Here is a 13,293-nt window from a genome sequence, read left to right on the forward strand (position 1 = left end):
CGGTGCGCCGGGATCAGGTGAACTTGTTATCACGGGGGAAGCCACGCGGCGCCATGCGGCCCGCGCTTGCGCGTTTACCGGTCCATTCGGTCAACTCGGGCTCGGTCCGCGTGCGGCCCGCAGGGTCAAGCCAGCTGAGGCCGTCAGCGCGGGTAAAGGTTGTCGCATCGGACAGGCCGCCGTCTTTGTATTTTTGCAAGCGCACGCCTTTGCCGCGGCCCATCTCGGGCAGTTCTTCCAGATCGAACACCAGCACTTTGCGGTTTTCACCCACGGTGGCAATGCTGTCGCCGCTGACGGGTTTACAGATCAGCGCCTGCACATCGCCGCGCACGTTCAGCACCTGTTTGCCCGAACGGGTCTGCGCCACGACATCGGCCTCCGGCACAATAAACCCGTCACCGGCGCTGGACGCGACCAGCAACTTGCCATCGGGTTTGTGAATGAACAGGTCTACCAGCTGCACCTCGTTCGGCAGATCCACCATCAGGCGCAGCGGCTCCCCCATACCGCGCCCGCCGGGCAGGTTGGCGGCAGATACCGTGTAGAAGCGGCCATTGCTGCCGAAGGCCAGCAAACGGTCCGTCGTCTCGGCGTGGAAGGTAAAGCGGGGGCCATCCCCGTCTTTGAACTTCAATTCCCGCGCCAGATCAATGTGGCCCGTCATGGCGCGGATCCAGCCCATTTCCGAGCAGACAACCGTGATCGGCTCACGGTCGATCATGGCCTCGATCGGCACGTCCTCGATCTCGCCCGCTTCGGCGAAGGTGCTGCGTCGCGCCCCACCGTCATAGGCTTTGCCGAATTGCTTTTTCGTCTCGCGCAACTGGTCGACGATGCTGTCCCATTGCAGGTTTTCGTTTTCCAGCAGATCCTCAAGACCCGCACGCTCTTCCATCAGTTCCGACTGCTCGCGCAGCAACTCCAGCTCTTCAAGCCGGCGCAAGCTGCGCAGGCGCATGTTCAGGATCGCCTCGGCCTGCACCTCGGACAGCTCACCATCACCCGCGGCGGGCGAGGCGTAGTCCTTTTCATCCATTGCGCGGACGTGGGTCTTCCCCCAGTCCTCACGCATCAACGCGTCCTTCGGCTCATCATCATAGCGGATGATGTCGATCACACGGTCAAGGTTCAGGAAGGCGACGATAAAGCCTTCCAAGACCTCCAGACGGTGGTCGATCTTCTCCATCCGGTGACGCGAGCGGCGCTCCAGCACTTCGCGGCGGTGATCAAGGAAGGCGCGCAGCACTTCCTTCATGGAACATACTTTCGGCGTCACCCCGTCAATCAACACGTTCATGTTGAGCGAGAACCGCACTTCAAGGTCTGAGGAGCGGAACATCATGCCCATCAGAACTTCGGGATCGACGTTCTTGGAGCGCGGCTCCAACACCATGCGGATGTCTTCGGCGCTCTCGTCGCGGACATCCGCAAGGATGGGAATTTTTTTGGTCTGGATCGCCTCGGCGATTTTTTCGATCAGCTTGGACTTTTGCACCTGATAGGGAATTTCGGTGATGACAATCTGCCACTGGCCACGACCAAGGTCCTCGACCTCCCAACGCGCACGCAGGCGGAACCCGCCCTTGCCGGTGCGGTAGGCTGTCGCGATGTTCTCGGGGGGCTCGACAATGACGCCGCCTGTCGGGAAATCGGGACCGGGGACATAGTTCAGAAGCGTGTCATCCCGTGCATCGGGCGTTTTAATGAGGTGGATACACGCATCGCACAGCTCGGATATATTGTGCGGCGGGATGTTTGTGGCCATGCCGACCGCAATCCCGCTGCTGCCGTTGGCCAGCAGGTTGGGAAATTGCGCAGGCAGCACTGATGGTTCCGTCAGGCGGCCATCATAGTTGTCGCGGAAGTCGACAACGTTTTCTGACAGCCCTTCCAGCATCGCCTCGGCGACGGCGGTCATGCGGGCTTCGGTATAACGGCTGGCGGCGGGGTTATCGCCGTCGATATTGCCAAAGTTACCCTGCCCGTCCACCAGCGGATAGCGCACGTTAAAGTCCTGCGCCAAACGCGCCATCGCGTCATAGATCGCGGCATCGCCGTGGGGGTGGAAATCCCCCATCGTGTCGCCGCTGATCTTGGCGGATTTCAGGAACCCGCCCGTTGATCCCAACCGCAAGCGGTTCATCGCATACAGGATGCGGCGGTGAACGGGCTTCAGGCCGTCGCGCGCATCGGGCAAAGCACGGTGCATGATCGTGCTGAGCGCATAGGTAAGATAGCGATCCCCCAGCGCACGGCGCAGCGGCTCTGACGTTTCCTCATGGCGCGGCGGCGCGGGTGTTTTATTGTCTGACATAGATGTTGTGTAGCCATGTCACCAACCGCCCACAAGCACCTCCAATCGTCGAATCGACCGCAATATTACAAACCGTTGCAAACGTGTGACGTGCCCGTTTTCTTAATTTTTCCCCTCCAATAGAATCGATATTGTTGTTAGTACCAATCCAACCTGACCAGCTGTTTGGTCGCCGTCCTGCCCCCCTAAGGAGCTGCCCAATGAAAACCTTTATCCTTCTGACCTTTGGCTTCCTGGGGTTTGCATTCTATGAAATGAGTGGCGGGTCGGAATTTGAACCCATGAGCGCGAAGATGGCGCGCCAGGCCCCCACCGAAGTGGCCCCGCAACAGGTTGCACAAGCACCGCAAGCCGACGCAGTTGTCGAACCCGCCGCCGCAGTAAGCACCGCATCCATCACCAAAATCGACAGCACACCCGACGTGACCCGCGTGTCTTTGAACCTCACGGATGTGGCCAGCGCCGCAGAAGCCGAGACAGTGCAGCAAGCGACAATCATCGACAGCGCCGAAACGCCACAGATCATTCTGCCAAGCCTGATCGCCACAACCTCTGGCGCAGCTGCGCAAGCAGACGGCGACATTCGCAAAGTATCGGGCAACCGAGTCAATGTACGCGGCGGCCCCTCGACCAACTTTGGCGTTGTGAACAAACTGACACGCGGCGCGGCCGTGCGCATCCTCGAAGACAACGGCAACGGGTGGGTGCGTATGCAGCCCGTCGATGGTGGCGAATCCGGCTGGATGGCCGATTTCCTGCTGACATCGGGCTGATAACCCTGCCAGCAATTGCAAACCCCGCAAAAACAAAGCATTTGAGGCCTCGTTCACCGACGGGGCCTTTTGTTTATGACACAACGAACCATTCTGATCACCGGCTGCTCTTCTGGCATCGGATATGCGGCGGCCCACGGGCTGCGCGCCCGCGGCTGGCACGTCTATGCCTCCTGCCGCCAAGAGCTGGATTGCGCCCGCATGCGCGATGAAGGCTTTGACAGCCCGCGTCTGGATTATACCGACCCCGACAGCATCATCACAGCACTTGCCGATGTGCTGGAAGATACCGGCGGCACGTTGGATGCGGTATTTAACAACGGCGCCCACGCCACGCCCGGCCGTGTCGAGGACCTGCCCACCGAAGCCCTGCGCGAGATTTTCGAGGCGAATTTCTTTGGTTGGCACACGCTCACCCGCGCGGTGATTCCCGTGATGCGCGCCCAAGGGCACGGGCGCATTGTGCAATGCTCATCCGTTCTGGGGTTGGTCGCACAGCCGTGGCGCGGCGCCTATAACGCCACCAAATTCGCGCTCGAAGGGCTGACAGATACCCTGCGGCTCGAGATGCGCGGCACCGATGTCCTACCCATCCTGATTGAGCCGGGTCCCGTGACCTCCAAAATTCGCGCCAACTCGATCCCGCATTTCGAGCGGTGGATTGATTGGGAAAACGCCGCGCAGGCAGGCGACTATGAAACCGTGTTGGCGCAGCGCCTGTACGGCGAAAGCGGCCCCGACAAATACGAACTCCCGCCCGAGGCTGTAGTCAAAAAGCTGGTTCATGCGCTCGAATCATCCCGACCGCGGGCGCGGTATTACGTCACAACGCCAACATATCTGGCGGGTTTCTTGCGTCGCATCCTGTCCACACGGCTTTTGGACCGGATACTGGCCCGCTAGGGGTTGTTTCATGCGTGCTGCCCGCTACATCGCGCAGCGACAAGGGTTGAGGAGATCCAGATGGCAGATCCGTTTTTCATTCTTATCGTCATCGCGGTCGTCGCGGTGGTGGTTGTGCTTGTAATGGGCCTTGGCGGTTTCGCCAGCGGCGGCGCGTTTAACAAGGCGAACTCGAACAAGCTGATGCGCTGGCGTATCATTACCCAGTTCATCGCGGTCGTGCTGATCGTGATCTACGTCTATTTCATCAGAGGATAGTCCGGATGGTCGTACTCAATAAAATTTACACGCGCACCGGTGACAAAGGCGATACCGCATTGGGCAACGGGACCCGCGTGGCCAAGCATGATGTGCGGGTAGAAGCCTACGGCACCTCGGACGAGCTGAACTGCTTTGTCGGGGTGGCGCGCCTGAACGCTGTGGACGAAACAGACGCAGCCCTGTCGCGCATCCAGAATGATCTGTTCGATCTGGGCGCGGACCTGTGCCGTCCCGATATGGAAAAAGATGCAGAGGCCGAATACCCGCCCCTGCGCATGGCCGCCGCTCAGGTCGACCGGCTTGAGGCCGAGATTGACGTGATGAACGCCAACCTTGAGCCGCTGCGCAGCTTTATCTTGCCCGGCGGCTCGGCGTTGGCCGCCCATCTGCATGTCTGCCGCACCGTGGCGCGCCGCGCCGAACGTCTGGCAACAGAGCTGGCAACCCAAGAGACAGTGAACGAAGCCGCCGTGCGCTACCTCAATCGCCTCAGCGACTGGTTCTTTGTCGCAGCCCGCGTGGCCAACAACGGTGGCAAAGACGACGTGCTCTGGATCCCCGGCGCCAACCGATAGCCCCAGCGAGGAGCGCCCGAAGGGCAGCGAGGAGCGCACCACACGGTTGTAACGTGACGTGCAAGGCACCCCATGCGGCGATTTTACTCTGTAACGCGGCTAAACCCTTCGTTAGACATAGGCCAGATTTATTGACCGGCCCGCTCTGGGTCTGAGTCGCAACCAAGGAGAAACGCTCATGAAGGTGCTCGTACCTGTCAAACGCGTGATCGACTATAACGTAAAAGTGCGCGTCAAAGCGGACGGTTCCGGTGTCGATCTTGCCAACGTCAAAATGTCCATGAACCCGTTCGACGAGATTTCCGTCGAACAGGCCATCCGCCTAAAAGAGGCAGGCCAAGCCGACGAAGTCGTCGTCGTCTCCATCGGCGTCAAGCAAGCGCAAGAAACCCTGCGCACGGCACTGGCCATGGGCGCAGACCGCGCCATCCTCGTTGTTGCCACCGACGACGTCCACAACGACATCGAGCCGCTGACCGTCGCCAAAATCCTCAAAGGCATCGTCGACGAAGAGCAGCCCGGACTTGTCCTTGCAGGCAAGCAAGCCATTGACAACGACATGAACGCAACGGGCCAGATGCTCAGCGCGCTGATGGGTTGGTCACAGGCGACATTCGCCTCAGAAGTGGCGATTGAAGGCGACAAAGCGGTTGTAACCCGCGAAGTCGACGGCGGCTTGCAGACCATCAAGGTCAACATGCCAACAGTTGTGACAGTCGACCTGCGCCTCAACGAGCCGCGCTATGCTTCCCTGCCCAACATCATGAAGGCAAAGAAAAAGCCACTGGATGAAAAGACCCCTGCCGACTACGGCGTAGAGATCTCGAACCGTCTGGAAATCATCAAGACCGAAGAGCCCGCCGCACGCGCCGCAGGCATCAAGGTCGGCTCGGTAGACGAGCTGGTAGCGAAACTCAAAGAAGCGGGGGCTGTGTAATGGCTGTTCTACTCCTTGCAGAAGTTAACGACGGCGAACTGGCGATGGACGCCACAGCAAAAGCTGTGACAGCCGCGCAAGCCCTTGGCGATGTGACAATTCTGGCCGCAGGCGGTTCCGCCGCCGCAGCTGGTGAAGCCGCCGCCAAAATCGCTGGCGTGTCCAAGGTACTGGTTGCCGAAGACGCATCACTGGGCCACCGCCTTGCGGAATCCACGGCCGCGTTGATCGTGTCGCTTGCGGGTGATTACGATCACATCGCAGCGCCTTCGACCACAGATGCGAAAAACGTCATGCCCCGCGTTGCGGCCCTGCTCGACGTGATGATCATCTCTGACGCGACAGCCGTGATCGACGCCGACACGTTCGAGCGCCCGATCTATGCCGGCAACGCCGTGCAGACGGTCAAATCCTCCGACGCGAAAAAGGTCATCACCTTCCGCACATCGACATTCGATGCGGCAGGCGAAGGCGGCTCCGCCTCGGTCGAGACAGCCTCCGCAGCGGCAGACCCCGGTCTGTCCGAATGGGTAGAAGACAAAGTCGCCGAAAGCGACCGCCCCGAGCTGACCTCGGCTGGTGTGGTTGTGTCGGGTGGCCGCGGTGTCGGCTCCGAAGATGACTTCAAACTGATCGAAACCCTCGCAGACAAGCTGGGTGCCGCTGTTGGCGCCTCCCGCGCTGCGGTCGATTCCGGCTATGCGCCGAACGACTGGCAAGTTGGCCAAACCGGCAAAGTTGTCGCGCCCGACCTGTATGTTGCCGTTGGCATCTCGGGTGCGATCCAGCACTTGGCCGGTATGAAAGACAGCAAGATCATCGTAGCGATCAACAAAGACGAAGAAGCACCGATCTTTCAGGTCGCCGACTTTGGCCTTGTTGCAGACCTGTTCGAAGCCGTACCAGAGATGATCGAAAAGCTGTAATTCACAGCTTTTCAAGACAAGACAAAGGCCCGCTGTTTCAGGCGGGCCTTTTTCGTTCTACATCAACGCATCCAGAATTGGCCGCAGGGCATCTGCGGCGGCCTGATGCTGCGCAGGGCTGGCAACCGCCCTGGCCGCGGCTTCCTCCAGCGGGTTAAAGACGAGCCCCTGTTTGCTGCCTGCCTCGCCCCGCTCGACCTCGGGGAGGACTTCGACCAAACCGCCCACGCCTTCGTCCAGCGCGTCCACCATGCTTTGCGTGATAAATGCAGGGCCGCGTCCGATCTTTGCAGACCATTCATCAGCAGGTTCGACGTTTTCTTCTGGTCCTCTAAACCACACCAGAACGACGGGCGATTTCAGATGGCTGAGGAAACGGTTCATCCGGCGCACCCACACCCGCTGCAACCGCTGGAGAACCTGCTCGAACCGCACACTGTCCAAACGAAACAGATCGCGTAGCATGTGATGCGTGAAATTGAACTGCGCGAAATCCACTTCCGGATACAGATCGCGCAAATCCTTGGCCGCCCAGACAAAGCGATCATTTCGGCGGTGATGCACCTTATAAAGTGGATTGTTCATATTCGCGGCGCCCAGCACCTCGACCACCGTGACGCGGGCACCATGGGCGGCCCCCTGCACCACAGCGTCGCGGGCAAAAACATCCAGCCCTGCCCCCACCTGACCAAAGTTCACCGACGTCACCCCCGTCAAATGCTCTACCCGCAGGGGAAAGGGCTGTTCGATGAATTTTCCAAAGGTCTGCGTGCCGCCAATGAAGGCCACATATGGTGCCTCCAGCACGCGCTTTGGTCCACGAAACGTCAACTGCGACGTGCCATACTGGCACGGCAGATAATCAAGGGCCCCCGGCCCCAGTATATCATAGGTCATATTGCCCACCTTTTTAACTCACCCAACCGCAGTATGGCGCGGCGGATATTGCAAAACGTTTAAAGGCGGAGTTTGAGGTGGATTTTACACGTCGCCCGCCCTTGCGGCGCTGTACGGCTCCGCCGTAAGCTGCGGCCAAATCAACAAGAGGCAGCGCTATGGAAATCCAGTCAGTCGGTATCGTGGGTGCGGGGCAAATGGGCAATGGCATCGCGCATGTCATGTCCCTTGCGGGATATGATGTCATGCTCAACGACATCAGCGCCGAGGCGCTGAAGGCCGCGATGGAAGTGATGCGGGGCAACATGGCCCGTCAGGTCGGGCGCGGCAAGATCGCCGAAGCCGATATGGAGGCAGCCCTTGCGCGGATCACCACCACAACCGCGCTGACCGATCTGGGCCCATCGGACCTTATCATCGAGGCCGCGACCGAACGGGAGACCGTGAAGCAGGCGATTTTCGAGGACCTGCTGCCGCATATCAAGCCGCACACCATTCTCACCTCGAACACGTCGTCGATTTCAATCACGCGGCTGGCCAGCCGGACGGACCGGCCCGAGAAGTTCATGGGGTTCCACTTTATGAACCCCGTGCCGGTGATGAAACTGGTTGAGTTGATCCGCGGGATTGCGACGGACGAGCCGACGTTTGCCGCTTGTAAACAAGTGGTGGACCGGTTGAACAAGACCTCTGCCTCGGCGGAGGATTTCCCCGCCTTCATCGTGAACCGCATCCTGATGCCGATGATCAACGAGGCGGTCTATACCCTGTACGAAGGGGTCGGAAACGTGCAGTCGATCGACAGCTCCATGAAGTTGGGCGCCAACCACCCGATGGGGCCACTGGAGCTGGCCGATTTCATCGGGCTGGATACCTGTCTGGCCATTATGAACGTATTGCATGACGGATTGGCGGATACAAAATACCGCCCCTGCCCATTGCTTACAAAATACGTCGAAGCGGGTTGGTTGGGACGCAAAAGCCAGCGCGGATTCTATGACTACCGTGGGGATGTCCCTGTTCCGACGCGCTGAGCTGTGACGGGGTTTGGGGCCAGAAAGATTAGACGCTATTTATCGAGCGACAGCGTGTGTGCCCGCAGCCATGCCATAAACGCCCGTGGATCGTCGGCCCGTGAATCGATTTCGGCCTGATCAATAGGCGCACCCACAACGGGTGCTTGGGGCTTGTTGCAGCTGTGCACGACTTCATGGAGCAAGAGCCCTTGGCGAAGCATGGGCGACACTTGATTCGCGATCTGGTAGGCGCGGCTGTTTTGGCCAGGGAATTTAATAGGAACGACCGTGGCCCCCGAGCGGCGGATCATTTTAGCGGTAAAAACGTTCCACTCTGCCTCAACGGCGGGGCCCCACCATGTTTCAGACGCGGCGACAGCGCCCGACGGGAAAAGAGCGACAACGCCGCCCTCCTTGAGGTGGCGCATGGCTTTTGCCCGCATCTCGACGCCTTTGCGCTGTGCGTCGGGGTCGTGGGGGAAAGGCACGGGAATCATGAAGCTGCCTGCGACTTCGTCAATTGACGTCAGCAACGAGCGGGTCAGGATCCTGTAATCGGGGCGTGCGCGGCCAATCAGATCGGCAAAGATCATACCATCCACCATGCCGTGCGGGTGGTTCGCAACAACGATGACCGGCCCCTCTTTGGGGATCAGGTCAAGTTGGGATTGCGGGGTGGTAAGGTCGATGCCCATCGTATCAAGAGCAGCACGCCAGAACGCCTGCCCAGTGGGCGCACCGCTGCGCTCAAACTTGCGGACCATGCGCAGGATTTGCAGCTTGCCGGTAAACAGCTCCATCAGCGAGATAAAACGCGACTTCCACGGGTTATCGAAGGTCGATGCGTAGGAGAGGCTGCTACGGTCATATTTGGTCAGATCAATATGTTCGTCGCCGCCACCAATCTGGCCGTGAGAACCGATAGACTGGGTTTTATCTGTCACTTGGACACCCTCACTGAAATCTCGCATACGGCAGTGCGTTTACATGCCTTCGCCGAACATATCGGCGACCAGTGCAGTCAGGGCATCCGCAAGCGCCTGTTCATCTGGGCCGGTCGTTTCCACGTCAATAAAGCTTCCCTTGGCCGCTGCCAACATCAAAAGCCCCATGATACTGTCGCCAGAGGCGCTCAGCCCGTCCTTGCGCACCTCTGCGGTGGCATCAAAGCCTTCAACGACTTCGACCAATTTGGCCGAGGCCCGCGCATGCAGACCTTTTTCGTTCACGATTTCCAGGGTGATTTGGGTCATGGCATAGCCTTGTTATTCGCTGCTGACGTTCTGTGCGTCGATGTACTTCTTACCAGCCTCAAGTGCGGCGCGTACGGCGTCCGGCACGGGCTTGTCGCGGCTTTTGGCCAGTTTGATCAGCATCGGCAGGTTCGCGCCGTACAAGATCCTGCGGCCTGCAGGTTGGCAGGCCATCAGGCTAAGGTTCGACGGTGATCCGCCAAAAAGATCGGTGACCACAACCACGCCTTGTCCTTTGTCTACGGCATCTGCGGCCTGACAAATTTCGGATTGTTTCGCGGTGCGGTCGTCATTGACGCGGATTTCGATTGCACGGATGCCGTTTTGCGACCCGACTACATGCTCAATGGCCGCGAGATATTCGCGTGCCAATCCACCATGTGCGACAATCACAATACCGATCACGTTTTCTGCGTTCCTTGTTGCTGCCGCGCATTCAGTTCACGGTGTCTAATTGACACTTGCCAGCCCTCTTGCGCAAGGCGCAAAGCATGGCTTTCCGCCAGCGTAACCGAGCGGTGCTGACCACCTGTACAACCAAACGCGATGGAAAAATGGCTTTTGCCTTCGTCGCGGCAGGCTGGCAGGATCAGCAGGCTGAGGTCCAGCACCTTTTGCGCAAAATCATCATAGCGTGGGTCCGTGGCCACATGGGCCGCCACCGCTGGGTCGGTGCCATTCATTGCCCGCAAGGAGGGTTCCCAATACGGGTTCTTCAGAAACCTGCAGTCATAGACCATATCGACCGAACGCGGCAGGCCGCGCTTATACGAGAAGGATTGCACCGTGACTGTGAGGTGGCGTTTTCCACCTGGTGCAAACCAGTGTTCGACCTCGGCCCGCAGTTCGTGCACATTCATGTCGGAGGTGTCGATCAACACATCGGCGCGGGCGCGCAGCGGGGCCAGCAGGTCCTGTTCCGCCTGAATACCTTCGGCGGGGCGGTCTTCGGGCGCCATGGGGTGACGGCGGCGTGTCTCGGAGAAACGGCGCAGCAACACGTCTGTGCTGCAATCCAAGAACAGCAGCTCAGCCACAACGCCTGCACGGGTGGCCAGCCGCCCCAGCAGATCGATCACCCCGTTGGTCGAGAAATCGCGATTACGCGCATCAATTCCCAAGGCCAGCGGGCGGGCTTGCTCTGCCTCATCAAAGAGCATCGGCATCAGGCGCATGGGCAGATTGTCGATCACCTCAAACCCCGCATCCTCAAGCACATTCAGCGCAGAGGAGCGCCCGGCACCTGAAGGGCCAGTCACAAAAACGATACGCCGTTGCGGGGTCTGCGCGGATGTCATCTGACCTCTTTTCTGTCGCCTTGCAGGTAGGCAAGGATCGCAGCAGGGAAATAGGGTGCGTTAACCTTTTGAAGGCACGGCAATGGTATGTCCAGCACTGTCGTGCTATGGGGTTCGGGTAATCTCTGCGTCTCTACCTGTTCCATATCCACGACGAGGGTCACGGGCGCCTCTTGTGCGTTGGGAACATGCAACAGGCCGACAAATCGCGCTTCGATCATGCCCTGAATCGTGGCGGGCGGCATAGCGATAATCTGGCCTTGGCGCAAATGCACCGCGGTACGGTCGTCGGCCACCAGCGTTGCACCATAGGCCATAAGCTGCAACGCCAGCGCGGACTTTCCGCTGCCCGATGGCCCCGTGATCAGCACGCCCTTGCCCGCCACCGCAACACAAGACGCGTGAAGGATCAACGCAGACGTCATACCCTAGATCGGCAGACCCACAACAAACCGCGCGCCCAATGGTTCGGACGTAATATCCGCTTCGGTCGGGCGGATGTTTTCGGCCCAGATGACGCCGCCGTGCGCTTCGACGATCTGCTTGGAGATCGCAAGGCCAAGGCCCGAGTTATTGCCGAAATGCTCTGGCGGGCGTTCAGAATAGAAGCGCTTGAAGATTTTCGCCAAAGCCTGATCCGGAATGCCGGGGCCGGTGTCTTCAACCACGACCAACACGCGGTTGTCGCGTTTTCGCGCCCAGACGCGGATCGCATCGCCGTCTTCGCAGAAGGAAATGCCATTGGTAATCAGGTTAACAAAGACCTGCGCCAATCGGGCCTCAAGCCCCTGCACCACAATCGGGTCTTTTGGCAGGTCGACGATAAAGTCGATGCCCTTGCCCTTTGCATCCTCACCCAGATACTGGCCCAGATTGCCCAGCATTTTCATCAGGTCGAACGGCTCTTCTTCTTCCTTCACCAGCTCACTATCGAGCCTTGAGGCGTTGGAGATGTCGCTAACCAAACGGTCGAGGCGGCGCACATCATGGTCGATCACGTCGAGCAGCTTGTTGCGCTGGTCCTCACGCTTGATCATGCGCAGCGTGCCCACGGCCGAGCGGAGGGAGGCGAGCGGGTTCTTGATCTCATGCGCCACATCGGCGGCGAACTGTTCGTTCCCTTCAATGCGGTTATAAAGCGCTGAAATCATGCCGCGCAACGCGCCAGACAAGCGGCCAATCTCGTCCGGGCGGGCGGTCAGATCAGGGATACGGATGCGGCCGGGATTCATCTTGCGGGCGTCTTTGTCGCGGCCCAATTCGGCGGCTGCGGCCAGATCGGCCAGAGGGTTGGCAATGGTCGAGGCCAGAACAAGGCTGAGGCCGATAGAAACAAGCGTCGCGATGATAAACATCTGCAACACACGCTCACGCTCACCGCGCACAAGGCGGTCGATCTCACCACTGGCGCTGGCGATGGCGACGGCACCAACCGGCGCACCGACATGTTCGATCGGCGTTGCAACGGCCAGCAGGGTCGCACCGACCTCGTCGCGTTCTTCTTTAATCTGGGAGCCGTTGGCCAACGTTGCCTCGATCACGGGCTTTAGACGTTCCTGAATGGTCAAAGCCTCGGCGTCCGAACGGAAGGGCGACGACACCGCCGTCCACAACCAGTTCAGCCCGTCTGTGAGGATTGTCTTATTTTCTTGCCCCCGCACCTGCGCATCACTGGCCCCTTCAAACTGGGAAATCAGCGCGCCGTCAGGGTCGAAGACTAAGACCTGAATACCGCTGCGCAGGTCAAGACCCGACAGCGTTTTGGCGATATCGACGCCCTCACCGACAGACAGGTCGACCGTCTGCCCTTCGGGCAACTGCGCTTCGATCACATCGGCGATCAGCTCTGCCTCGCTCACCAATGAGGCGGCACGCTGCACGGCAAGGCTTTCGCGGGATGAATTGAGGTACAAGATACCCGCAACCAGCACGTTGAGCGCGATCAGGTTGAAGGTGATGATCTTCCGCGTCAGCGGCGACGCCCTGAGCGAGAACAGGCCACGCCGTTCACGGCGCGCCCTCAACTCATTCGGAGCAGCACTTTCTGGTGTGACCCAGTCGTCACCCAATACAACATCACCGTTGCCTTTTGCGGGGGTCAGATCGCGCACGAAGTTCCTCTCAACAATCGCCATAC

At 59.5% G+C, this 13,293-nt stretch carries 15 protein-coding genes; 7 read left to right on the top strand and 8 right to left on the bottom strand.

Translation table 11 applies throughout. The annotated features are described in order from the left end of the window. Positions 1 to 13: 13 nt before the first annotated feature. Complete coding sequence (gene parC, locus ABMC88_RS02405; protein WP_349575226.1) at positions 14 to 2,317, bottom strand: DNA topoisomerase IV subunit A; 2,304 nt, start codon at positions 2,315 to 2,317, stop codon at positions 14 to 16. A 200-nt stretch (positions 2,318 to 2,517) separates the two neighbouring features. On the opposite strand from parC, the gene ABMC88_RS02410 reads away from it, so the two are divergent. From ABMC88_RS02410 to ABMC88_RS02435, 6 genes are all read left to right on the top strand, one after another. Then, positions 2,518 to 3,090 carry an SH3 domain-containing protein gene (locus ABMC88_RS02410; protein ID WP_349575227.1) on the top strand — a complete coding sequence of 191 codons (573 nt, stop codon included), beginning with the start codon at positions 2,518 to 2,520 and terminating at the stop codon, positions 3,088 to 3,090. 75 nt (positions 3,091 to 3,165) lie between these two features. Then, complete coding sequence (locus tag ABMC88_RS02415) at positions 3,166 to 3,993, top strand: SDR family NAD(P)-dependent oxidoreductase (RefSeq protein WP_349575228.1); 828 nt, start codon at positions 3,166 to 3,168, stop codon at positions 3,991 to 3,993. Positions 3,994 to 4,053: 60 nt separating this feature from the next. After that, the gene (locus ABMC88_RS02420) at positions 4,054 to 4,251 is read left to right on the top strand and encodes a twin transmembrane helix small protein (protein WP_349575229.1); all 198 of its coding nucleotides are present in this window, start codon (positions 4,054 to 4,056) and stop codon (positions 4,249 to 4,251) included. Between the two features lie 5 nt (positions 4,252 to 4,256). Then, positions 4,257 to 4,829 (top strand): cob(I)yrinic acid a,c-diamide adenosyltransferase, encoded by a 573-nt coding sequence (locus ABMC88_RS02425; RefSeq protein ID WP_349575230.1) that lies wholly within the window; start codon positions 4,257 to 4,259, stop codon positions 4,827 to 4,829. A gap of 178 nt (positions 4,830 to 5,007) precedes the next feature. Continuing rightward, the gene (locus ABMC88_RS02430; RefSeq protein WP_349575231.1) at positions 5,008 to 5,766 is read left to right on the top strand and encodes an electron transfer flavoprotein subunit beta/FixA family protein; all 759 of its coding nucleotides are present in this window, start codon (positions 5,008 to 5,010) and stop codon (positions 5,764 to 5,766) included. Continuing rightward, a complete protein-coding gene (locus ABMC88_RS02435; RefSeq protein WP_349575232.1) occupies positions 5,766 to 6,692 on the top strand; it encodes an electron transfer flavoprotein subunit alpha/FixB family protein in 927 nt (308 codons plus the stop codon). Before ABMC88_RS02430 ends, ABMC88_RS02435 begins: the two co-directional genes overlap by 1 nt. 57 nt (positions 6,693 to 6,749) lie before the next feature. Here the strand turns inward: ABMC88_RS02435 and ABMC88_RS02440 are convergent, their stop codons facing one another. Further along, positions 6,750 to 7,589 carry a DUF6473 family protein gene (locus ABMC88_RS02440; RefSeq protein ID WP_349575233.1) on the bottom strand — a complete coding sequence of 280 codons (840 nt, stop codon included), beginning with the start codon at positions 7,587 to 7,589 and terminating at the stop codon, positions 6,750 to 6,752. Between the two features lie 158 nt (positions 7,590 to 7,747). On the opposite strand from ABMC88_RS02440, the gene ABMC88_RS02445 reads away from it, so the two are divergent. Then, on the top strand, positions 7,748 to 8,623 hold the full coding sequence (locus ABMC88_RS02445; protein ID WP_349575234.1) for a 3-hydroxybutyryl-CoA dehydrogenase: 876 nt from the start codon (positions 7,748 to 7,750) through the stop codon (positions 8,621 to 8,623). Positions 8,624 to 8,658: 35 nt separating this feature from the next. Here ABMC88_RS02445 and ABMC88_RS02450 read toward each other — a convergent pair whose 3' ends face one another. From ABMC88_RS02450 to ABMC88_RS02475, 6 genes are read right to left on the bottom strand one after another with little or no spacing between them, the layout of a single operon-like run. Next, a complete protein-coding gene (locus ABMC88_RS02450) occupies positions 8,659 to 9,549 on the bottom strand; it encodes a lysophospholipid acyltransferase family protein (RefSeq protein WP_439655560.1) in 891 nt (296 codons plus the stop codon). 39 nt (positions 9,550 to 9,588) lie between these two features. Next, positions 9,589 to 9,858 (bottom strand): HPr family phosphocarrier protein, encoded by a 270-nt coding sequence (locus ABMC88_RS02455; protein WP_349575235.1) that lies wholly within the window; start codon positions 9,856 to 9,858, stop codon positions 9,589 to 9,591. Positions 9,859 to 9,870: 12 nt separating this feature from the next. Beyond that, the gene (locus ABMC88_RS02460) at positions 9,871 to 10,263 is read right to left on the bottom strand and encodes a PTS sugar transporter subunit IIA (protein WP_349575236.1); all 393 of its coding nucleotides are present in this window, start codon (positions 10,261 to 10,263) and stop codon (positions 9,871 to 9,873) included. Then, positions 10,260 to 11,156: an RNase adapter RapZ gene (gene rapZ / locus ABMC88_RS02465; protein ID WP_349575237.1), complete on the bottom strand. Its 897-nt coding sequence runs from the start codon at positions 11,154 to 11,156 to the stop codon at positions 10,260 to 10,262. The genes ABMC88_RS02460 and rapZ overlap by 4 nt, the downstream gene beginning before the upstream one ends. Beyond that, positions 11,153 to 11,581, bottom strand: a complete 429-nt coding sequence (locus ABMC88_RS02470) for an HPr kinase/phosphorylase (RefSeq protein WP_349575238.1) — start codon at positions 11,579 to 11,581, stop codon at positions 11,153 to 11,155. Before ABMC88_RS02470 ends, rapZ begins: the two co-directional genes overlap by 4 nt. A 3-nt stretch (positions 11,582 to 11,584) precedes the next feature. Further along, positions 11,585 to 13,291: a sensor histidine kinase gene (locus ABMC88_RS02475; protein ID WP_349575239.1), complete on the bottom strand. Its 1,707-nt coding sequence runs from the start codon at positions 13,289 to 13,291 to the stop codon at positions 11,585 to 11,587. Between the last annotated feature and the right edge of the window lie 2 nt (positions 13,292 to 13,293).

Source organism: Sulfitobacter aquimarinus (assembly GCF_040149565.1).
Classification (GTDB): Bacteria; Pseudomonadota; Alphaproteobacteria; order Rhodobacterales; family Rhodobacteraceae; genus Sulfitobacter; species Sulfitobacter aquimarinus.

Excerpts from the sequence above, each read along its gene's own strand:
- parC (WP_349575226.1), bottom strand. The coding sequence starts at position 2,317 with ATGTCAGACAATAAAACACCCGCGCCGCCGCGCCATGAGGAAACGTCA.
- ABMC88_RS02410 (WP_349575227.1), top strand. The coding sequence starts at position 2,518 with ATGAAAACCTTTATCCTTCTGACCTTTGGCTTCCTGGGGTTTGCATTC.
- ABMC88_RS02415 (WP_349575228.1), top strand. The coding sequence starts at position 3,166 with ATGACACAACGAACCATTCTGATCACCGGCTGCTCTTCTGGCATCGGA.
- ABMC88_RS02420 (WP_349575229.1), top strand. The coding sequence starts at position 4,054 with ATGGCAGATCCGTTTTTCATTCTTATCGTCATCGCGGTCGTCGCGGTG.
- ABMC88_RS02425 (WP_349575230.1), top strand. The coding sequence starts at position 4,257 with ATGGTCGTACTCAATAAAATTTACACGCGCACCGGTGACAAAGGCGAT.
- ABMC88_RS02430 (WP_349575231.1), top strand. The coding sequence starts at position 5,008 with ATGAAGGTGCTCGTACCTGTCAAACGCGTGATCGACTATAACGTAAAA.
- ABMC88_RS02435 (WP_349575232.1), top strand. The coding sequence starts at position 5,766 with ATGGCTGTTCTACTCCTTGCAGAAGTTAACGACGGCGAACTGGCGATG.
- ABMC88_RS02440 (WP_349575233.1), bottom strand. The coding sequence starts at position 7,589 with ATGACCTATGATATACTGGGGCCGGGGGCCCTTGATTATCTGCCGTGC.
- ABMC88_RS02445 (WP_349575234.1), top strand. The coding sequence starts at position 7,748 with ATGGAAATCCAGTCAGTCGGTATCGTGGGTGCGGGGCAAATGGGCAAT.
- ABMC88_RS02455 (WP_349575235.1), bottom strand. The coding sequence starts at position 9,858 with ATGACCCAAATCACCCTGGAAATCGTGAACGAAAAAGGTCTGCATGCG.
- rapZ (WP_349575237.1), bottom strand. The coding sequence starts at position 11,156 with ATGACATCCGCGCAGACCCCGCAACGGCGTATCGTTTTTGTGACTGGC.
- ABMC88_RS02470 (WP_349575238.1), bottom strand. The coding sequence starts at position 11,581 with ATGACGTCTGCGTTGATCCTTCACGCGTCTTGTGTTGCGGTGGCGGGC.
- ABMC88_RS02475 (WP_349575239.1), bottom strand. The coding sequence starts at position 13,291 with ATGGCGATTGTTGAGAGGAACTTCGTGCGCGATCTGACCCCCGCAAAA.